This is a genomic window from Photobacterium sp. HL06 (genome assembly GCF_059552575.1).
In genome coordinates, this window is sequence record NZ_CM183915.1 from 1,260,150 (window position 1) to 1,280,319 (window position 20,170).

The following is a 20,170-nucleotide window of genomic DNA, read 5'->3' on the forward strand; positions in this document are numbered from 1 at the left end:
CTGTCTCTCGGCGCGCAGGGTTGTTTTTCAAACGTTGATGACTGAAACCTTACTCCTGTTTAGCTGGTGGGAGGTTTAGTTGACCACTTCAAGATACCGCCTAAGTTTGGCAGAGTACATTGGAAGGAAAGTGGATTTACAATGTAAAGTGGTGTGGGCGGCAAGGATGATAGCCTGATAAATGGCTCCGGAGTGAACTCTTGCTGGTGTTGCGACAAAGCGCATGGATAATTACGAGCTGCCACTACTGCACCATCATGAGATGAAATATAATACTTTAAATTAATCAGTCTGTTACGATTATAGGGAATATAATGACTGCTACAACTTACCTTGACTCACTGAACCAGCGTTATTTATCTATCCATCGAACCAAAGAGGACTTCTTTTGGGAAACCTATATGGGGATAAGTGATGACCATGATGGTTCGGCGAAAGCAGAAACGGAATGGACGACATTCTTAAGCTCGCCTTCCCAGCTTACTGAGCTTAAAAAGCAAATAGAGGCGGCGAATTCAATTGCTGATCCTGACGAAAAAGCACAAACACTGATTGGGCTAAACGGCTGGCTCAGTACCTTTCAGGCGCATGCATTAGAATCTGAGCAAGCACAGACGCTGAAAGCTGAGCTGATTAAGTTCGAAGCGGATCTGTTTGAGAAAAAACAGAACTATGTGATGAAGTATGTGGATGAACAGGGGAATGAGGCAGAAGGTTCATTGCCAGTTCTTTCCGCAAACATTCGTACCAGTACTGACGAAAATGTTCGTAAGACTTCGCATCAGGCCCTGCTTGATTTAGAGCAATGGCTACTTGAAAACGGTTTTTTAGAGTTAGTAAAACTGCGTAACAAGTTTGCCCGGTCACTCGGCTATGACAACTTTTTTGACTACTCCATCGTTAAAACCGAGCAGATGACAACAGCAGAGCTGTTTGCGATTCTCGATGACTTTGAAGCAAGAACAAAAGCTAGCCACCAACGCAGTTTAGATCAATTAGCCGATTCCAAGGGAGACCAATCCTTAGAGGGGCATAACTTTGTTTTCTCGTTTGCAGGCGACGCAATGCGTGACTTAGACCCTTACGTTCCATTTTCTCAGTCTTTGCGTCGCTGGGTCGAGTCGTTCGGACGTCTGAACATTGATTTTTCCGGCGCAGAGCTCACACTTGACCTGCTCGATCGCAAGGGGAAATACCAAAATGGATTCTGCCACGGCCCGGTTCCTTCGTTTTACGATCAAGGACGCTGGGTGCCTGCCAAGGTGAACTTCACCAGTAATGCCAAACCGGATCAAGTGGGTAGTGGGTATGACGGGATCAATACCTTGTTCCATGAAGGTGGGCACGCTGCGCATTTTTCTAATGTGAAGATGAATGCGCCGTGTTTCTCGCAAGAATTTGCCCCGACGTCGATGGCGTATGCAGAAACTCAGTCGATGTTTTGTGACAGTTTGCTTAACGACGCTGATTGGCTGAAGCAGTACGCACTCGATGCCAATGGCAATACCGTGCCGGATGAAATCATTAAATCGATGATTGACAGTAAACAGCCCTTCAGGGCTTATGGCGAAAGAAGCATTTTGGTTGTGCCTTACTTTGAACGAGCACTGTACCAACTGAGTGATGATGCACTGAGTGCGGAAACGGTGACAGCTTTGGCAAGGGCAACAGAGAAACAAATTCTTGGTCTGGCGTGCAGCCCACGTCCGCTCATGGCTATTCCGCACCTATTGTCTGATGAGGCGGCCTGTGCTTACCAAGGCTACTTGCTGGCCAACATGGCGGTGTACCAGACAAGAGCGTTTTTTACCGAGAAGTTCGGCTACCTGACCGATAACCCGAAAATCGGCTCGCTACTGGCAAAACACTATTGGAATGGGGGTAATAGTGTTAACCATAACGCCACAATAGTTAACCTGACGGGAGAGGGATTTAACGCCAAATACCTTGCTGATGAATGCAACTTGTCGGCAGAGCAGGCTTGGGAAATCGAGAAGAAGAAGATGTCTGCACTTCAATCCAGATCGCGAGCGGAGGTTGCCCCGTTAAATGCCAGTATCAACATTGTCGACGGTGCTAACCAGCTAGCCAATAACCTTAGCTCTGACAGTGAAATGTGCAGTGAATTCGAACAATACATTGTCTCGACGTACGGCCGATAATTGATAAATGGCTATTCTACGGTTGTGGGGTAGCCATTATTTTATGTGAACGGAAAGCGCATCTAATACCATATATGCTTTTTTCTAATTGCAAGGCATTTTATTGGTATTAAATGATTAGTATCTAGGTGGTTATGAGCCTTTAACCATTGGCCAAAGTTTGATTCTAATGGGCTCTGTTGCAGTACTAAAGATACGTGGTCTTTAGTGCCGCAACAAAGCCGACAGAGCCTGACAAAATCAGAAGCTCATTTATTGAGTAAGTGTTCTGCAGAGGATGTTCAACAAGCTGGAGTCATGACCCAAAATTGGGTAGATAACGGCGGTAAGTTCACCTTGATGGAATACGCCAGGCCATGACTTGGCTCTTCCACTGCTTCAATGTACTCATCGACAGGGTAACCGCTACCCCAATAGCAGGTGGCATCCGTATTGAGTACAAGGCGGTATTGCCCTTTCTTCGGTACACCCAGGGTATAGCCATTCCGAGGTTCTGGCGTAAAGTTACTGATCACCAACACTTTGTCGCCATTCAGCGCAAAACGCTCATGGGCCAGTACGCTTTGATCGGCATCATCTTGCACTCGCCATTCGAAACCTTCCGCTGAACAGTCTAACTCATACAGTGCCGGAACACTGGTATACAACCGGTTTAGATCTCGCACTAAAGCTTGCATCCCGTGATGACGAGGATACTGCAGCCAGTGCCATTCAAGCTGGCCATCGTGGCTCCATTCGGCACTCTGAGCAATTTCGGTCCCCATAAAGTTCAGTTTTTTACCTGGCTGACCGTACATATACCCCATATAGGCACGCAGGTTAGCGGTTGTTTGCCACTCATCCCCCGGCATTTTATCCAGCAACGACCCTTTGCCGTACACCACCTCATCATGAGAAAGCGACAGGACGAAATTTTCACTGAATGCATAAATCAGTGGAAATGTGATGGTATTGTGGTGGTATTTGCGGTTAAGAGGCTCTTCCTTGATGTATGAAAGGCTGTCGTGCATCCACCCCATATTCCACTTGAACCCAAAGCCTAAACCGCCCATTGTTGTTGGTTTGGAAACCCCAGGGAAAGCGGTAGACTCTTCGGCAATCGTCATCGCATTGGGATAGTGGCGGTAAACTTCTTCATTTATCCACTTTAGCAGGCTAATGGCATCATAGTTTTCATTACCACCATCCTGGTTGGGTATCCATTCACCGGGCTTACGGGAATAATCGTAGTAGAGCATTGAGGCAACGGCATCAACACGCAAGCCATCGATATGGAAATGCTCAAACCAGTACAGCGCATTCGACACCAGGAAACGGCGGACATGATCCCGGCCATAATCGTAGATATAGCTGCTCCAGTCCTGGTGCCAGCCACGACGCGGATCCGGATCATTGAACAATGCGGTACCGTCAAAGTTTGCCAACCCGTGATCATCGGATGGGAAATGTGCCGGCACCCAGTCAAGCACCACACCCAAACCGGCCAGATGACACTCATCAATAAAATGCTTTAAATCATTAGGCGAACCAAAACGGCTGGTAGGGGCAAATAGGCCTATCGGTTGATAGCCCCAAGAGCCATAAAACGGGTACTCTGACACTGGCATCAATTCAACATGGGTGTACCCCATATCGGTTAAATAAGGGATCAGTTCTTGCGCCAGCTCCCGGTAAGTCAGAAATTCACCGTGTTCATTCCTGCGCCATGATCCTACATGCAGTTCATAGAAAGACAGTGGCTGTTGGTGCTTTGGTGTTTCTTCCCGGGTTTGCCATGCCTGGTCTTGCCATTTGTATTTGGCCTGATCAAAAACTAGGGATGAGAAAGATGGGTACTGCTCGGCATGGTAACCCCATGGATCAGCTTTATGCGGCAGCCCACTGCCAGCACTGTCTTTCAGCTCAAACTTGTAACACTCCCCTTCTGCCAGCCCGGGAATGAATAATCCCCACAGGCCATGAGCCATGCGTTGCAAGGGATGACGTCGGCCATCCCAGGCATTAAATTCACCCACAACACTGACAGCAGAAGCATTGGGTGCAAAAACAAGAAAACGAACACCTGAAACCCGCTGGCCTGCTTTTTCCAGTGTGATGAGCTGTGCACCCATTTCATTGTGCATTTGTGACGGAGTGAAAAGCGCCTCATCTGAAGGCAAAATACGATGATACTGATAAGGATCATTAATTGATTGCTCGCCGTTTGGCCAACAAACATGTAACTGATAATTTGTCGTAGTCAGGTCTGTTTTACCTTTAAGAATAAAACCACTGGCGGATTCACGTTCCATCGTGAAACGTTCACCAGTTTTGAGCTCTACCTCAACCTTTTCAGCGCCCGGCATCCAAACACGAAGTGAGATTTCTTCAGAATTATATTGTGGCCCTAGAAATGAAAATGGGTCTGAAAGTGCGGCTCTTTCTAGCTGGCTGTATTCCTTTTCACCCTGCGTTTTTCTATTCAACGAATTACTCCTTATTGATCATTGAAGAGCTATAGCTCGTACTTCTACTGAGCGTCGAGTTCAATCGATAATTTCCTGATGGGCAAATACATCACCCAAAGCTTGCAATAGAACTTCAAGAAGCCCTCTAATGAAGGCTTAAAGAAGTTCGGGCAGGTTATTAAACACCGGACGTTGACTCTGTCGATGTAACGCCTGGCAACAGGTAACTATCGAGATACATCTCAAGGTACTGTTGTGCCGACTCCTGCCAGCTAAACTGGCATACCATTGCATTTTGTTGCAAGCGTTTAAACTCCTGTGGTTTTTGGCCGTACAGCAGAAGACTTCTTTGCAATTTTATCAATAGAGCCTCTGGCGTTGGATCGTTAAATATAAACCCGGTCGCGATTTGAGGTTTTTCGTCATAATCTATGACGGTATCAATTAATCCGCCAACCCCGCGAACAATAGGCAATGTACCGTACGCCAAGCTGTACATTTGATTCAGGCCGCAAGGCTCAAATTCAGAAGGCATCATAAAAAAGTCAGCCCCGGCTGTAATACAGTGAGCCAATGGATTGCTGTATGCCTCAACAAATGCGAATTTATCTTTATGCGTTTCGCTAATATGACGCAATGCCGATGCCAATGTCGGATCGCCGGTTCCAACAATAACTACCTGAACCTCATTAACCAGGAAGTCTTTTAAAATCGGGATCAGATAATGTATGCCTTTTTGCTCGGTTAAGCGACACACCATGCCATACATTGGAATATCAACAACCGGCAAACCTACCTGCTGCTGCAAATCTTTTTTGCAGGCCTTTTTACCCCGAGCCAGACTAATCTTATTCGCTTTGAATTTTTGCTTGATATAAGGATCGGTTTCCGAATTCCAATCGCCATAATCACAGCCATTCACAATGCCATATAAATCACTGATTCGGTTTTGAAAGTCAACATCCATCCCGTGTGAGCCCAGGTGAGTCAGTAATTCTGAGGCATAATTAGGACTCACCGCATTGACTTTATCAGCATAAGCAACCCCCGCTTTTAGCATACTGATATGAGAGGGATCTATTTCAATATTAATGTAACGGTGTTGAATCAATTCAGGGATCAAACGGTATTGTTCGTAATTGAAATTACCTTTAAATACCGCATTATGGATAGTGATCACACTCTTCGTACCAGCAAAAAAGTCACTCTGAGCATAACGAGTTTTCAGTAAGAAAGGCACCAGGCCAGTATGCCAGTCATTACAGTGAATAATGTCTGGCTGAAAACCGACTTTCTCACACATGTCCAGCGCAGCCGCGCTCAAAAAGGAAAAACGTTCACCATTGTCTGGGTATGCCTTGTTATTTTCGGCATACAGTTCAGGACGATCAAAGTACTGTGGTGCATCTAGCGCATAAACGGGTACATCGCCACTTGTTAACTGCATTACCTGATAATCAACGGCTGTAGGTTGCGGTTCAACGTATAGTTTTGTCGAGAGTAACGAAACCGCCTGTTCACGACCTATTATGGTCTTGTAAAACGGTATGACAATTCGAACATCGTGCCCCATCTGCTTTAAAGCGGCCGGCAAAGATTTTGCCACATCGGCGAGGCCGCCAGTTTTCACCAGCCCCTCGACTTCAGATGAAACAAATAAAATCTTCAGTGGCTCTGTTGGCACTGCTTTCTTTTTAGTAGCCAACTTCTTAGTAGCCAATTTTCGCTCCTTTCGGGATCACGACAACTCCGTCGTCAGATACGTAATATTTCTTTTTATCTTCTTCAAGGTTATCACCAATCACTGTACCTGGGGCAATCAGCACATCTTTATCGATAATTGCACGACGAATTATGCAGTTTGCACCTATTTTTACATCACCTAAAATGACAGATTCAGAAACCGTGCTGTTGTGATCAACGTTGGTGCGAAAGCCCAGTACCGATTGATGAATACTAGCGCCTCGAATATAACTACCCGCAGAAATCATGCAATTATTAATTTCTACCTTACAATTTTCAGCATCTAAAATGGTCGCCGGTGGTAATGGTGGATAATAAGTATGTAGCTGCCATTGGCGGTTATACAATGAAAAAGGGGCATCTTCCGAAAGCAAATCCATATGTGCTTGCCAGTACGCTTCGATGGTACCTACATCACGCCAATATCCAGTGTTTTTTTCACCAGGGATAGTGTTTGAATTGAAGTCATAAACATACACTTTTCCCTGCGGAAATAACTTAGGAATAATGTCTTTGCCAAAGTCATGGCTGGAATTTTCGTTAGCCGCATCTTCTTTCAATTCGGCGCACAAAGTATCTGTTTCGAAAATATAATTACCCATTGAAACCAATGCATGGTTAGGGTCACCCGGGATAGATTTCGGTTTAGCTGGCTTTTCTTCAAAACCAATCATGCAGCCTTTTTCATCAACTTCAATAACACCAAAGGCACTGGCTTCGTTAAGAGGCATACGCAATGCAGAAACTGTCAGTTCAGCCCCTTTTTCTTGATGGAAATCCAGCATTTGTTTCACATCCATTTTATAGATGTGATCGCTACCAAATATACATACTTGGTCTGGATCAGCCAGTTCAATAAAACCAATGTTTTGATAAATAGCATCAGCTGTTCCATCATACCAACGCTTGCCCATACGCATCTGCGCTGGGATAGGGTCAATAAAACGGTCAGTGATACCAGAAAGGTTCCAACCCTTTTTCATATGGACATACAATGACTGAGACTTGAATTGAGTCAGTACATATATCTTCAGAAGATCAGCATTAACAAAGTTGTTTAGTGCAAAATCGATAAGCCGGTAACTCCCCCCAAATGGGACTGCGGGTTTACTACGTTTATCCGTCAAGGGACGCAATCTAGAACCCTCGCCGCCAGCCAGTATCATTCCTAAAACGCCAGACATCCTATGCCTCCTCATATTATTTTAGTATATACATGTTCCATAAGTGTTATTCCTTGCCATATTTCACAAGGGACTTTCCCTTATGGACGCTTCGAAAGAACATAATTCACATTAATACAATCAACCCCTCCATGGGATCGTTCCCATTAATTATTGCAGAAAATTGTATAGAAATATAGGGTGCTCTGTCGCAAAGTTATACTGAAGTGGCCGAACACTCCTAATTAACAATTAAAATCAAGCCTTTAATAGAATCGATTGATAGTTGGCTCCATAGTCGTAAAGATAGCCAGCCGTCTACCCTCGTATAATTTGACCTCTGCTAGTGAATAGGAACAATTCACATCCCATCTTATTTAAAAGACCGTTATTCATATCTTTTTATGTCCGTTGAAATATCTCGTTCGATCATGTGACAACGATCAAAAATATTCATGAGGCTGATGAGCTTGCAAGTAATAATTGAGATGCCCATTAGCCTTTAGCTATTGGTTAATCTATATTTTTAACTGATTTTTATATCAGTAAGTAGAGGGTTTTATGATAAATAGAATAGTAACTTTAATTGAAATGGTTCTACTTTCCTCAAATAGTGCAATTGTGCAAGTCACAAATGGCAGCGTTTAATATGGCAGGGAATCTATCAAATCACGGGACAACTTTGCCATCAATACAAAGAGTCACAATGTCGTGCTCCTGTTTGCTAATCTATATATAGATTGGCTTACTCAGACTGCCGATGAACGTATACAGCGGTTGAACCTATGGTAGGAGTAAAGTATGCGTAGCCTTTTTACAGAAAGCCCTAGTATCGAGATTATTTTTGAAAAACCCATTCAGCAGTATCTGCGCTCGACCAGTAGATACGCCACCAATCGCCAGGATCCCGCTCCCAAGGTAACAATCAAAACCCGGACGACCACCGAAATTCAAAACGATCCTGAGCCTGTTGACAGTGTTGACAACTTAGAACTGTCTCCTTCTTTGAAGCTCAATCGACTGGCCGAACGGTACCTGTGGCTGCGGCAGGCTAACTGGCCAATGTTATCCAGAGAAGCGTGGAAAATCGCTTGTGTTGCCCACAGAAATCGAACCAACTTTGACCTGAGTGAAATAAAGAGTTTCGTCTCTGTCTGCCTCCATGATCCGATCTTCGGTGTCGATGAACAAATCTGGGATAACCGGACTTCTGTGGTCGACCCCGAAACACTGGAGAAACTCCGCCCGCTAATAGAGCTAGCTGCATTAAATAGGCAGCAACTGCTGATCGTGATGGAGTTTGTTGAGTTTCACTGGGGAGGTGAGTATTCGGATCCGGATACTGATACCGACTCTTCAAGACTTGCATTAGCTCAATTCAGTGGAATATGGCATGGACATACCTTACCCGAGTCCAAAGATAACCCATGGCGCCAGTATTGGCACTACCAACCTCTTGATGGTAGCCGTTGCGAGCTGGTCCATGATTCTGGCCATATCACATCAATCACACTAGAGCATGATAGGTTGCGACTGGCAGAAAGGCAGACAGACGTTACGGCAATTGTGGACCCACAGCGATTAGCCAATGAACAGGAGATGATCCTGAATTATATTGCAGAGCATGGTATTGGCAGCGCATTGGAGACTTGGCTGGCAGAGCGCTGATGAACAAATCAGTGTGTTGTTTGTGATTGGATCGAGAAGTTACTTCTCGTCGAGTTGCGGTAATTGAAGTATCTCAATAATGGTATCGAGATACGGCCGATAATTGATACATGGCTTAACCCAGATCTGACACGGGGAGGCTGATGCTGACTGCCAGTCCCGGGCGGCCCTGGGTGCAGCAGTTTTCAATGTCGATATATCCCTGCATTCGTTCGATGGCAGCTTTGACAAAGCTCAATCCCAGCCCGTTACCGCAATGGTGGCGGCTGCTGTCGAGACGATAGAACTTCTCGCACAGCTGAGGCAGTGCGCTATCGTCAACACCACCACCTTGATCGCAGATGGTCAGGCTAACGACATTGGTGTTCAGCTTAGATTTGATCAGAATCGTGCTCTGTGGCGGGCTATATTTGCCCGCATTATCAAGTAAGTTGCAAAGTACCTGAAACAGCAAATCGCTATTTCCGATCACTTTTTTCTGGTCGGAAATGTCAATGTGCAGCCGTTGCTGCTGGTCTTCCAGCGCTGGCAGGTAGAGCTCTGCCACATCGTCAACCAAGGTACGTAGCTCTATCGGTTCAAGCTGCGGTGTTTCACCATTTGATTCCAGGCGGTTGATCCGAAGCAACAGGTTAAATGTCTGCAATAGTCGGCCGAGCAATCCCTCAAGATCCGACAGCCCGGGGTTTTCTCGCGAGGCTTGTTGTACCCTTTGATATACAACGGTCAGGGGAGTACGCAAATCATGGGCAATATTGTTGGCTTGCTGCTTGGTTTGATCAACCGTAGTCGCGATGGTGGCAAGCATTTGATTGATTTGGGTGATAGTGTCAGCAAGTGGTCCAGCCAAATTATCGATTGGGATTCGGGTGCTTAGGTCCCCGACGCTCTGGATTCGCTTGCTGGTGCGGTTGATATCGGTGAGGTGCGTTTTGATCCGCTGTACCATGGCCCAGGCAATAGCAAAACCCAGCAGTAAGATCCCGCCAATGGTGTAGATTAGTGTGTTGAAGGATAAGAGTTGGTCACGGAAATAGTTGGTATTGACAGCAATCACCAGCGGTTGCCAGTTTTCGCCATCAGGCAGATAGGTTTCCAGTGCGACGAAGCTTTCAAGGCTGTCTCCTTGGCCTGTTTCAAAAGAAAAATAGCTATAATCTTCGTCGATATAGTCCATGTCGGCTGCAATTTGTTCCGGCTCCATCATTATTTCTTCCGGCAACATCTGCTCGGTGATAACAGGCTTAAAGTGGTATTGGAATAGCGAGGAGCTCTCTTCAGCCAGTATTATTCTCGCATTTTTCGACCCTTCCTCATCCCAGAGCTGTTCCACTAGTACCGCTTCTGCCTCAAGCAAAGGCTGCGCGCTTTGCTCCAGGAACCAGTCGTTCATATTTTGTTTCGTGATCAACAGCAGGCTGATCGCAATCGTGATCAGCCCCCCGTAGATAATTAGAAAGCGACGAAACGGATCTTGTAACCACATTACGGCCTGACCTCCAGTACATACCCAGCTCCACGAATGGTATGGAGCAGAGGTGTCTGGTCCTCAAGGTCGATTTTTTTGCGCAAACGGCTGATGTGAACGTCAATGACATTGGTTTGCGGATCGAAGTGATGACTCCAGACGCGTTCTAGCAACATGGTCCGGGTGATCACGCGTCCCGGGTTAGCCATAAAATACTCGAGGATCTGAAACTCACGGTTGTTAAGCTGAATAGGCATGTCCCCCCGTTTGGCTTTGCGCGATAGCAAATCCAGCGTCAGTGTGTCCAGGGTATGGATATGGGTTTCTTCGGCAATGTCTGCCGCAGGCGCCCGGCGGGCCAGGATTTCAGCTCGGGCAAGGAGTTCACTAAAGGCAAACGGCTTTATTAGGTAGTCGTCTCCACCGCTGCGTAGGCCTTTTACGCGTTCGTCAACACTATCTAAGGCACTGAGGATCAGTGTCGGAGTCTGGTTTCCGGATGCACGCAGTGCTTTGAGCATCTTGAGGCCATCCATCTTCGGCATCATGCGGTCTGTGATGATCAGATCATAGTCAGTTTGGAGTGCACAAAGCAGGCCGGCCTGACCATCACTGGCGAGGTCGGTCTGATGGCCGGCAGCATTTAGGCTCTGGCTGATAAACTGAGCTTGTTCTGTGTTGTCTTCAACGACGAGTATTTTCATGTTTCCTCACTACTCCCAGTTAATCAGCCGTATCTATTTGTGGGGTAACGAATTGATTTAGCGATTATCCGCGTAGGGCTACCCGGTGATTATATACGCTGGCTGAATTGCTCCGGATATTATCATGGTGCTTACCAATCATCACCCGGATGCTGCTCAAAGAAAGCAGCCGATGAGTCGAAATCCGACTCTTCCATACTGTCATCTATTGTTTCAACCTCGATGACTTGTAATGTGTTGGGATCAAGTAAGATCATCAGCTCTTGTGCATCTTGTTCAATCACGACGGTGTAGATGGTTTCGTAATAAGGCATAAACTCTTTGGATGCACTGATTACCTTTCCGCTAAAAGCATTTCCGGCAGCCTGGATCGCTTCAGTTAGGCTTTTATCGCCGTCCTTCATGGCTGGGGAGAGCTCTTTGCCAGTGCTGGCGTCAACTACAGTGAGCACTGGGCGTCCGTCTTTCTCGCCTTCGGCAAGGTATAGCATCCGGCTGTCTTTGCCCGGAAGTAGCTCTATGGTGGTGTAAGTGGCGGGTTGAGCCTGAATGGCTTTTTCTAAAGCTGCTTCGGCGCTGATCAGGTTGTCATCTGAGCTTTCTTGTGCCAGCAGGCTGGAAGAGAATACTAATACGCTCATTAGGCAAGCGGTAATGATTGGGGTCTTCTTCATCTCGATACTCCTAGTGGTGTCTGTGTTGTCGAGGAGTGAGAATAGGCAGTAGAGTTAACCAGTCTCTATACGGAAGATGACAAATTGTTCATGTATGCTGATGGGGATAGATGTAATGATGGCGGTTCTAGGTCGGTTGAGGGGGGAGCTAAGCACAGCGATTAACTGTCGTGCTTAGCTTGGAAGCTACGATAACAATTTGATGTAGATATTTATTTTAAATGGTTTAAATGGCTGACGGCATCTTTGAACTGCTCGTTGAGTTCTTCGTGGGTCAGCGCTTGTTTGTCGACATCGAAATTATCATAAAAGCTGGGGATAGACAGGCTGGCCTTGACGACACCGTCGAAGTAGGGGGCGGAATTGACAGCCGCTGCCAACACGCTGGCACCACCCATCGAGCCGGGTGATGTTGATAGCAATACCATTGGTTTGTTTTGGAATACTTTAGGTTCGATGCGTGAGCACCAGTCAAAGATGTTCTTGTAGGCAACGGAATATGAACCGTTATGCTCGGCGAATGAAATGATAATACCGTCACTTTCTCCGAGCTTGGCGAGAAAATCTTTGGCGAGCTGGGGGTGGCCAAGCTCTGCTTCTTTGTCCTGGCTGTATAGTGGCAATTCGTAATCGTTGAGATCCAGCACTTCAACATTGACTTTATCCAGCAGCTGACAGGCATAGTTGACCAGCTGTTTATTGATTGATTTTGTGTGGGTACTTGCAGCAAAAGCAATAATTTTCATGCTTACTCTCCAGGTCTGAATTAAGCGCCAAGGCTTGTGAGCCATGCTTTTGATGGGAATTCAACATCCTAGAGTTTAGCAGCTCCTAGCCATTCGCCCCTGGGAATGGGGCTGATGGCAATACATGGTTCTGGAATCACATTATGGCAAATCGAAAATCAGTGCCCTGGCAGGTTCCTCCCCGTTGTTGTTCAGCGTTATGGTTGATAGCTTGCTGATCTTGGCACCATCGCCCGGTGCTAGTGTTATTCCGTCAATAGTGAGCTGGCCGCTGATAATATGGACATAAACATGGCGCTCTGACGTCGCTCTATAGTTTTCCTCTGTTCCCGGAGCCAAATTCAACTGGCTGAGGATCGCATCTTGTTTGATCTGCAGCGTACCGTTGCTGCCGTTTGGCGTTGCAATTGCAGTGAGCCCCTGCTTGGTATCAAACGGCTTCTGCTGGTAGCCAGGTTTCCCGCCAAAGCGATTAGGCTGGATCCAGATTTGCAGAAAACGCAAGTTGTCAGTGTTGGAGGCATTGTACTCGCTGTGGGTGATCCCCCAGCCTGCCGACATCAACTGGAACTCGCCGGCCGGTAGTTCTTGCACATGACCTTCGCTGTCTTTATGGGCGATCCTTCCTTCCAGTACCAGGCTGATGATCTCCATGTCTTTATGGCCGTGGGTATCGAAACCCGCTCCGGGTTTGACGATGTCATCGTTGATCACTCTCAGCGCGGAAAAGCCCATCTGTTTCGGATCGTAATAGTGGCCGAATGAAAAGGTGTGCTGGCTGTCGAGCCAGCCGAAAGAGGCGCGGCCTCTCTCGGTGGCTTTTCTGATTTCAATCATAGGGTGCTCCTTGGTACTAGGGTTGGTCAGTCTTTAGCTCGACAGTTTTTGGGCTAGCAAGGCATCGGCAGAGAGTTTACCCGCACCGGAGAACATCAGTGAAACCGAGGTGGCTAACAGGGCAAGGCCGAATTCATAGCCGTTGTTGGCCATAAAGAGTCCGTTTGACAGGTGAACCGATGCAATAGCGACAACCATGGTACCTGCTAGCGCCAGTGCCGCTGGGCGGGTTAGCAAGCCGATGAGGATAAACAGCCCACCGAAGAATTCGGCGCTACCTGCCATCAAAGCCATTAGCATGCCAGGCTCTAAACCAATAGAGGCCATCCATTGTCCGGTGCCTTCCAGGCCGTAGCCGCCGAACCAGCCAAATAGTTTTTGTGCGCCGTGGGCCATAAAAATGATCCCGACTGGAATGCGAAGGCTTAGGGCGCCAAGTCCAGCTTTGCTGGCCAGAAGGTTTGATAGTGTTTGCTTGTTCATGGTGATTACCTCAAAAAATTTAAATGTTACTTTTACTGTTTGAAGTGAGCTATAGCTCTCTCCTTAGCGGTTGATAAGCAGTGTAGGTGAGCTAAGATGAAGAAAAAATCGGAACGTTTTGACTATTAACTTCAAATATTTTGAACAAAGGAAAGGCATGCTAGGAACTGCTCATCATTCGATTACGCTCGACGCCCTGCGGGTGCTGGATGCCATTAATAGCAAAGGCAGCTTTGCTGCGGCTGCCGAGGCCTTGTATAAGGTGCCGTCGGCGCTGACCTACACCATGCAAAAACTGGAATCGGACTTGGGGATCCCGCTGTTTGACCGCTCGAAGCAACGGGCACGGCTGACACCGGCGGGACTGTTGGTCCTGGAGCAGGGGCGGGAGATCCTATTGGCAGCCAGCCGCCTGGAAGAGGCTGTCAAACAGCTCGATTCTGGCTGGGAAACCCAGTTGTGTATTGCCCGGGATACTATTATCCCTGAGCTGCCGTTGCTGGAGTTGGTGAAAGAGTTCATCGCATTGGACAAAAATGTTGAGGTATCGATACTGGAAGAAGCGCTAGGCGGGGGCTGGGATGCCCTGCACACCCAGCGGGCCGATATTGTTATCGGGGCCTCCGGTGAGCTACCCAAGGGGTTGTTTGAGGTACGCAGTATTGGCGAGATCGAATTTATTTTTGCGGTTGCCCCTGATCACCCTTTGGCGACGGTTGACGCCCCCATTGATGGCACGCAAATTCGTGACTATCCGCTTATTGTCGTGGCAGATTCATCGCAAACCTTGCCTGGCCGCTCGAGTGGCGTTTTTGATAATAAGCAGCTGATCAGGGTCAATAGCATGGCCGCCAAAATCAATGCTCAGCGGCTGGGGATAGGTGTCGGCTTTATCCCTCGGCATATGGCGCAGCCTTATCTTGCTAGCGGTGAGCTGGTTGAAAAAGCCTGCGCTGTGCCACGGCCAAACCAGCCGTTGTATGTGGCTTGGTCGAAAGAAAGCAATGGCAAGGCATTAGGGTGGTTTAGCCAGGCTATCTGTCAGGTGAAGTGGGTGTATTGAACTATCGAACGTTATCGCTTTAGTCGGGTGCTAAGGCTGCATAGATGTAATGGATTGAACATATAGGCTATCAATGATTAAAGTTAGAAAGTTTACTGAACAAGATAGGGTTGCTTTACGTGATATTTACCTGGCCTCACGACGTAAAGCGTTTTGGTGGATGGAGCCGTCATCACTGAGTTTGGATGATTTTGATCGTGATACCGAGGGAGAGGTGATTTGGGTTGCCGAACAAAACGCTAAGGTTACCGGGTTTATTTCGGTGTGGGAGCCGGATAACTTTATTCATGCTTTCTTTGTTGCTCCCGACAGTACTGGTTGCGGGGTTGGCACAGCCTTGCTTGAAGCCTGCCTGGATGAAATTGGTAGGCCTGCAAGCTTAAAGTGCAGTGCGCCTAATAAGGATGCGAAAGCATTTTACCTATCAAAAGGCTGGCAGGTTGTCTCTGAGGGAGAAGGGGCAGATGGCCAGTATTACCTTATGCATTTCAAGCTTTAAGTCTCCTCAGAGCGACGTTGTGATAGTGAGTTCAATTATCATAACGTCGCTGTCGATTACAGATATAGCGAACAGCATAACAAATGGCTAGCCTTCTGACTTAGAGGCCGATACTGGGTAGCTCGGGGTATGCTCCTAGTCCATAGTCAGAACGGCTGTTATATAAATTATTATTCTGCTCGATATTATGCTTGTCTTTATCATTGAACTTGTCGCCGATAATATCATTGCCTGTAATTGATATTTGAATAGAGGAACTGTCAGAGGGCAGGCCCAATAGCACATTGCCACTCTGTCTTTCCAATAACACGATGTTGTTGGTTAATTCGACAGATTGGGAAACGGCTTGATCGATCCCTTCCAGGCCAAACCCGATCAACTGGCTGTTAGAGGTATTCGGTCCTTGCTCGAGAAGGCTGTTTCTGATGGTGAGCTTGCCACCATTGGAAATATCAACCAGCCGACTGTCTACGCTATCCAGTGAAGCGATTTCACTGTATTCAATTAATGTTTCCTTCGCTCGGGACTTAATTTCATGGCCTTGATCCTTCGAGCTATAAAACTTGCTGTAGCGGATCTCAAGGTGGTCGTTATTGCAATAGACTGCGTGGGCGTAGCCAGCTTTGCCTAGCCGCTCGAAGGTACTGTATTCAATAGTAAGGCTGCCGCTTTCCGAATTTGATAAGACCCCTTGTTCACTGTCATGAAAATAGACGTCGGTTAGTCGTAAGTCTTTGCCTTCCTGCCTGACGCAGGCACCATTTTGGTCCGGTACGCTGACCTCGCTGCATTCAATATTATCCATGGTGACATTATCGCCCGAGACCACAAATGTCGCCTTGCCTTGAACCTGGGCGCCTTTGAAATGGGTGCCGTCGCTACCAACGATTGTTACGTTATCTTGGCTGATGGTCATCCCCTGGGTGTAAATGCCGCTGCCGAACTGGACCAGGCTGTTATTTTTTATCGCATTTTGGGCTTCACTGATGTCGGTATAGCTTTGTCCGTCAACAACGATCACCGAGTCATCAACCGGGGGAACTGGAATGGTGGGCTTTTCAGGTATGGGGTCGGCCGGATTATTGGGGCTCCCTCCAGTTGGGGTGCTTGGTGAAGTGCCAGGTTGTTCTGTTGCTGCCGAAGTGGTTGTTTCAGTGCCGTTACAGGCGGTAAGGAATAACAAACATGCCAGTGTGCTTGCCTTAAACTTAACTTGTTGATTTTTCATTGTAATGTAAAGGTTTGCTGCTTATATTGCCAGATAGTGTGAACAAAAAAACACCACAATTTGTCAGGCTGGTGTCATCTTTCTAGGGACATTAGAGACGTAGAGTGTCGATAAATTTTACATGTTTGTTATTGGCATTTTTTAACTGTATGAATAGTAGCGATTATTTACTTGGTATCCATTTTGCTTAATCTCAGCATATGCAAACTAGGAGTGTGGGATATGAAGTATTTAGGTATAGCAGCTACCTGCTTAAGCCTTTTGTGTGTGCCCTTAACCGTGACGGCCAATATTTTAACCACTTGTACTGGGTACTTAGGGCCAGGCACTTGTACTGACAGTTTTTCCTGGACGACCACGGGAGCGCCTGATTCACCGGATCCACCTGCTTTTATTAGCGTTGTGCGACTTAATGATGACGCGAACCCATCTGATACCATCATTGACTCTTTTGATCTACACGTAAATATTGCCGGCGATGAAAAATTTGGCATTTTTGCTTTAGAGTTTGCAGATGGTTCAACGCTAGAAACCCTTGCGAAGATAATGAGTAACTGGTCGATTTTTGAACATTCAGCTACTCCTACCGGAGATGCCAATACATTGTCAGGTGGCACCCTTTTGACAGAGGATGACACCCCTACCGGAACCGGAGAATATGATTTTGCGACAGATAGCCTAACTGCAGGAGGCAACAATTTTAACGGATTGCAAAACCAAGGCGATTTTCCTGGTTCAGATGGTACTTGGGATACGCTGTTTGGATTTTCGACTGCTGGCGCTGCAACCAGCGGGATCAAAGGCGTGCGACTACACTTCGATCCTGGTACTGCATTTGATATTGCAGATCTGATTGGGCTAGGGGTGAGGGCACAAAGTATTGGTGAAGATGATACTAGCTTTAAAGGGTATACGGATGCTTCTATTTTTACAGTCCCTGTGCCTGAGCCTTCCCCGCTAGCATTTATGGGGTTGGGAATATTGGGTATTGCTATGTGGAGGCGTAGCCAGCACAAAAGAGATGTTTGATTGATGCTTCCCAGTTATCAGGGGTTACAAAAGAGGTCGCTGACGCGGCCTTTTTTATACTACTAGGCTGGGGGTGGCTGATTACAACGTCGGGCAACCAAGGCTTCGAGGCATTATGAGTGTTTAGATTTTGACTATCATTGAGAAGTCAATTCCCTAAATTGAAAGGACTCGGTTTGGAAATGTTACTTGGCCCGGCAGGGTATATTGCAGCGGCAACCGGGTTTCTTACCCTTATTTTGTTATTGCTAACCACGCTTAAGCAAAAAAGCCTACAAAAATGGTTCTTGATTTTATCGTGTATGTTAGGGCTTGGATGGTCAGTGATAACAAGCATTCAACTGATCTACCAGCTATCTATTTTGCCATCACTACTGGCTGAGTCTCTGTTCAACCTGGTAGTTTGTTTGTTGGTGATCAGTACCCTGTCAGGAAAGCAAACTGTCCGGGAAATAGTCACGGAAAGGGTTCAGCTTTACTTGTGCCTGGTAATTGGAGCCGTTGCCCTGGTTGACCTTGTGAGGATCATGACTCCGTTCATATCACAAAAAATCATATTTCTTAACCACTTAGGCTTGGCGGTGATCGGCCTGTGGTTTGTTGAACAGCTTTATCGCCGCAGTCATCGTACGGAGCTCTGGGCAATCAAACCGTTATGTATCGGGGTTGGATTGATCCATGGCTATAATTTCGCTCTCTATTCAGATGCGATATTGACCAACGCAATTTCGTCTCCTTTCTGGCTGGGACGAGGTTGGATACTGCTTGCATCAACGCCTCTGATATTGCTGACTGCAAGGCGAATGAAAAACTGGGCCAGCCGAGTATATGTTTCTCGGGAGATCATCTATAACAGCACTTTGATGATGGTTGCCGGTGGTTACTTGATGATCATGGCTATTGTAGGTTTCCAGATAAAGTCGATGGGGATGGGCTGGAGCAGTACAATACAAATCGTCTTCTTTGCCCTGAGCGGAGTAGTATTAGCGAGCCTTTTTCTCTCTGATACTTTCAGAAATAAGATCAAGGTATTTATCAGCAAACATTTTTTTGCCAATAAATATGAATATCGGCAAGAGTGGATGAAGTTTTCAGCAGAACTTGAAAATAACGCTCAATCCCCTTATGAAAACGCATTGACGGCAATGAGCCGACCATTTGGTAGTGAGCATGCCATTCTCGTCATTCAAAAAAACGGCAAGCTAGTTCCCCAGTCTGGCTACAACATTGAAATAACACACCCTGAAGCCATCATGTTGAGTGAACAATTTGCCAATAAGGCGATTGAGCACCAGTGGATTGTCGATATCCAGAGGCTTGCTGCTGGTGTTGAAAAGCCACCGTTTAGCTATGATCCGCAGCTGCTGTGCAATATTCGAAAGTTTAGCCACATTATCCCGCTGGGCAACCAAAGTGGTGTTCGTGGGGTGTTCCTCCTGTCGAAGCCGACTTCCACCGATAATATTAACTGGGAGGATCGCGACTTGATGAATGCGATCAGTCAGCAGCTTTCCGTTTATCTCAATGTTTATGAAACCAATAAGAAGCTGGCTGAAAGCCAGCAGTTCGATACTTTTAACCGTATGTCTGCTTTTCTTGTTCATGATTTGAAAAATGTTGTTGCTCAGTTGGATTTGCTGAGCAAAAACGCAAAAAAGCATCGCAGTAATCCGGAGTTTATTGATGATGCTTTTGAGACCGTTGATTCTGCATCACAGCGCTTGAACAAAGTCCTTTCTCAGTTGAGCAAAAAAAGAATAGAGGCTGACAGTCAGCAGCACTTTCAGATTGATGATGTTCTCACCCAAGTCTGCCAGTTACGGTCGGTAAATACACCAGCTCCAGAGTTTATCTGTTCTGAGGGCGGGCAGGGTTTCTATCTCTTGGCCAGTAAAGAGCGGTTCCACAATATTCTCTCGCACCTGATCCAAAATGCTCAGGATGCGACCAAAGAGGATGGTTATGTCAGGGTCTCACTTGACCGTCATAACCAATATTACAAGCTAGTCGTCAGGGATAGTGGAGAAGGAATGAGCCAGGATTTTATCGACAATAGGTTGTTCAAACCTTTTGATACCACCAAGGGAAATGCCGGAATGGGAATTGGTGCCTATGATGCCAAAGCCATGGTTGAGCAGATGGGGGGTTATGTTGAGGTGAAGTCAGCCCCTAATGCCGGCACCTTATTTATTTTGTACATTCCTACACCACAAAAAAGTCCACTATACTCAAAAAATCACCATATCAAGGAATGAC

At 46.7% G+C, this 20,170-nt stretch carries 16 protein-coding genes; 6 read left to right on the forward strand and 10 right to left on the reverse strand.

What is annotated here, in order from left to right:
- Positions 1–314: 314 nt before the first annotated feature.
- Positions 315–2,162, forward strand: a complete 1,848-nt coding sequence (locus AC51G0_RS23765; RefSeq protein ID WP_496304127.1) for a M3 family metallopeptidase — start codon at positions 315–317, stop codon at positions 2,160–2,162.
- A 281-nt stretch (positions 2,163–2,443) separates the two neighbouring features.
- Here AC51G0_RS23765 and glgB read toward each other — a convergent pair whose 3' ends face one another.
- The 3 genes from glgB to glgC form a co-directional block, all read right to left on the reverse strand.
- Entirely contained in the window at positions 2,444–4,627 is a 2,184-nt protein-coding gene (gene glgB / locus AC51G0_RS23770) for a 1,4-alpha-glucan branching protein GlgB (protein ID WP_496304128.1), read from the reverse strand.
- A 160-nt stretch (positions 4,628–4,787) separates the two neighbouring features.
- Positions 4,788–6,314, reverse strand: coding sequence for a glycogen synthase GlgA (gene glgA / locus AC51G0_RS23775; protein ID WP_496304190.1), 1,527 nt, complete (start codon positions 6,312–6,314; stop codon positions 4,788–4,790).
- Between the two features lie 4 nt (positions 6,315–6,318).
- A complete protein-coding gene (glgC, locus tag AC51G0_RS23780; protein ID WP_496304129.1) occupies positions 6,319–7,536 on the reverse strand; it encodes a glucose-1-phosphate adenylyltransferase in 1,218 nt (405 codons plus the stop codon).
- Between the two features lie 780 nt (positions 7,537–8,316).
- On the opposite strand from glgC, the gene AC51G0_RS23785 reads away from it, so the two are divergent.
- Positions 8,317–9,183 carry a hypothetical protein gene (locus tag AC51G0_RS23785; protein WP_496304130.1) on the forward strand — a complete coding sequence of 289 codons (867 nt, stop codon included), beginning with the start codon at positions 8,317–8,319 and terminating at the stop codon, positions 9,181–9,183.
- A 115-nt stretch (positions 9,184–9,298) separates the two neighbouring features.
- On the opposite strand, the gene AC51G0_RS23790 is transcribed toward AC51G0_RS23785, so the two are convergent.
- The 6 genes from AC51G0_RS23790 to AC51G0_RS23815 all read right to left on the reverse strand — a co-directional run bounded on the left by AC51G0_RS23790 (position 9,299) and on the right by AC51G0_RS23815 (position 14,095).
- The gene (locus tag AC51G0_RS23790) at positions 9,299–10,669 is read right to left on the reverse strand and encodes a sensor histidine kinase (RefSeq protein ID WP_496304131.1); all 1,371 of its coding nucleotides are present in this window, start codon (positions 10,667–10,669) and stop codon (positions 9,299–9,301) included.
- Complete coding sequence (locus AC51G0_RS23795) at positions 10,669–11,355, reverse strand: response regulator transcription factor (protein WP_496304132.1); 687 nt, start codon at positions 11,353–11,355, stop codon at positions 10,669–10,671. The genes AC51G0_RS23790 and AC51G0_RS23795 overlap by 1 nt, the downstream gene beginning before the upstream one ends.
- A 131-nt stretch (positions 11,356–11,486) precedes the next feature.
- The gene (locus tag AC51G0_RS23800; RefSeq protein ID WP_496304133.1) at positions 11,487–12,029 is read right to left on the reverse strand and encodes a PepSY domain-containing protein; all 543 of its coding nucleotides are present in this window, start codon (positions 12,027–12,029) and stop codon (positions 11,487–11,489) included.
- 212 nt (positions 12,030–12,241) lie between these two features.
- Entirely contained in the window at positions 12,242–12,775 is a 534-nt protein-coding gene (locus AC51G0_RS23805) for an NADPH-dependent FMN reductase (RefSeq protein WP_496304134.1), read from the reverse strand.
- A 141-nt stretch (positions 12,776–12,916) separates the two neighbouring features.
- Complete coding sequence (locus tag AC51G0_RS23810; protein ID WP_496304135.1) at positions 12,917–13,612, reverse strand: pirin family protein; 696 nt, start codon at positions 13,610–13,612, stop codon at positions 12,917–12,919.
- A 33-nt stretch (positions 13,613–13,645) separates the two neighbouring features.
- Complete coding sequence (locus tag AC51G0_RS23815) at positions 13,646–14,095, reverse strand: DoxX family protein (protein ID WP_496304136.1); 450 nt, start codon at positions 14,093–14,095, stop codon at positions 13,646–13,648.
- Between the two features lie 157 nt (positions 14,096–14,252).
- Between AC51G0_RS23815 and AC51G0_RS23820 the strand changes: the two genes are divergently transcribed.
- Together AC51G0_RS23820 and AC51G0_RS23825 are read left to right on the forward strand one after the other, a co-directional pair.
- Positions 14,253–15,158, forward strand: a complete 906-nt coding sequence (locus AC51G0_RS23820; protein ID WP_496304137.1) for a LysR family transcriptional regulator — start codon at positions 14,253–14,255, stop codon at positions 15,156–15,158.
- Positions 15,159–15,231: 73 nt separating this feature from the next.
- Complete coding sequence (locus AC51G0_RS23825) at positions 15,232–15,657, forward strand: GNAT family N-acetyltransferase (protein WP_496304138.1); 426 nt, start codon at positions 15,232–15,234, stop codon at positions 15,655–15,657.
- Between the two features lie 100 nt (positions 15,658–15,757).
- Here the strand turns inward: AC51G0_RS23825 and AC51G0_RS23830 are convergent, their stop codons facing one another.
- On the reverse strand, positions 15,758–16,885 hold the full coding sequence (locus AC51G0_RS23830) for a right-handed parallel beta-helix repeat-containing protein (RefSeq protein ID WP_496304139.1): 1,128 nt from the start codon (positions 16,883–16,885) through the stop codon (positions 15,758–15,760).
- Between the two features lie 222 nt (positions 16,886–17,107).
- Between AC51G0_RS23830 and AC51G0_RS23835 the strand changes: the two genes are divergently transcribed.
- Together AC51G0_RS23835 and prsK are read left to right on the forward strand one after the other, a co-directional pair.
- Positions 17,108–17,914 (forward strand): PEP-CTERM sorting domain-containing protein, encoded by an 807-nt coding sequence (locus AC51G0_RS23835; RefSeq protein ID WP_496304140.1) that lies wholly within the window; start codon positions 17,108–17,110, stop codon positions 17,912–17,914.
- Between the two features lie 182 nt (positions 17,915–18,096).
- Entirely contained in the window at positions 18,097–20,169 is a 2,073-nt protein-coding gene (gene prsK / locus AC51G0_RS23840) for an XrtA/PEP-CTERM system histidine kinase PrsK (RefSeq protein WP_496304191.1), read from the forward strand.
- The last annotated feature ends 1 nt before the right edge of the window (position 20,170 follow it).

What these genes read in the sequence shown, in the direction of transcription:
- AC51G0_RS23765 (WP_496304127.1), top strand. Translation starts at nt 315, where the DNA reads ATGACTGCTACAACTTACCTTGACTCACTGAACCAGCGTTATTTATCT.
- glgC (WP_496304129.1), bottom strand. Translation starts at nt 7,536, where the DNA reads ATGTCTGGCGTTTTAGGAATGATACTGGCTGGCGGCGAGGGTTCTAGA.
- AC51G0_RS23785 (WP_496304130.1), top strand. Translation starts at nt 8,317, where the DNA reads ATGCGTAGCCTTTTTACAGAAAGCCCTAGTATCGAGATTATTTTTGAA.
- AC51G0_RS23790 (WP_496304131.1), bottom strand. Translation starts at nt 10,669, where the DNA reads ATGTGGTTACAAGATCCGTTTCGTCGCTTTCTAATTATCTACGGGGGG.
- AC51G0_RS23795 (WP_496304132.1), bottom strand. Translation starts at nt 11,355, where the DNA reads ATGAAAATACTCGTCGTTGAAGACAACACAGAACAAGCTCAGTTTATC.
- AC51G0_RS23800 (WP_496304133.1), bottom strand. Translation starts at nt 12,029, where the DNA reads ATGAAGAAGACCCCAATCATTACCGCTTGCCTAATGAGCGTATTAGTA.
- AC51G0_RS23805 (WP_496304134.1), bottom strand. Translation starts at nt 12,775, where the DNA reads ATGAAAATTATTGCTTTTGCTGCAAGTACCCACACAAAATCAATCAAT.
- AC51G0_RS23810 (WP_496304135.1), bottom strand. Translation starts at nt 13,612, where the DNA reads ATGATTGAAATCAGAAAAGCCACCGAGAGAGGCCGCGCCTCTTTCGGC.
- AC51G0_RS23815 (WP_496304136.1), bottom strand. Translation starts at nt 14,095, where the DNA reads ATGAACAAGCAAACACTATCAAACCTTCTGGCCAGCAAAGCTGGACTT.
- AC51G0_RS23820 (WP_496304137.1), top strand. Translation starts at nt 14,253, where the DNA reads ATGCTAGGAACTGCTCATCATTCGATTACGCTCGACGCCCTGCGGGTG.
- AC51G0_RS23825 (WP_496304138.1), top strand. Translation starts at nt 15,232, where the DNA reads ATGATTAAAGTTAGAAAGTTTACTGAACAAGATAGGGTTGCTTTACGT.
- AC51G0_RS23830 (WP_496304139.1), bottom strand. Translation starts at nt 16,885, where the DNA reads ATGAAAAATCAACAAGTTAAGTTTAAGGCAAGCACACTGGCATGTTTG.
- AC51G0_RS23835 (WP_496304140.1), top strand. Translation starts at nt 17,108, where the DNA reads ATGAAGTATTTAGGTATAGCAGCTACCTGCTTAAGCCTTTTGTGTGTG.
- prsK (WP_496304191.1), top strand. Translation starts at nt 18,097, where the DNA reads ATGTTACTTGGCCCGGCAGGGTATATTGCAGCGGCAACCGGGTTTCTT.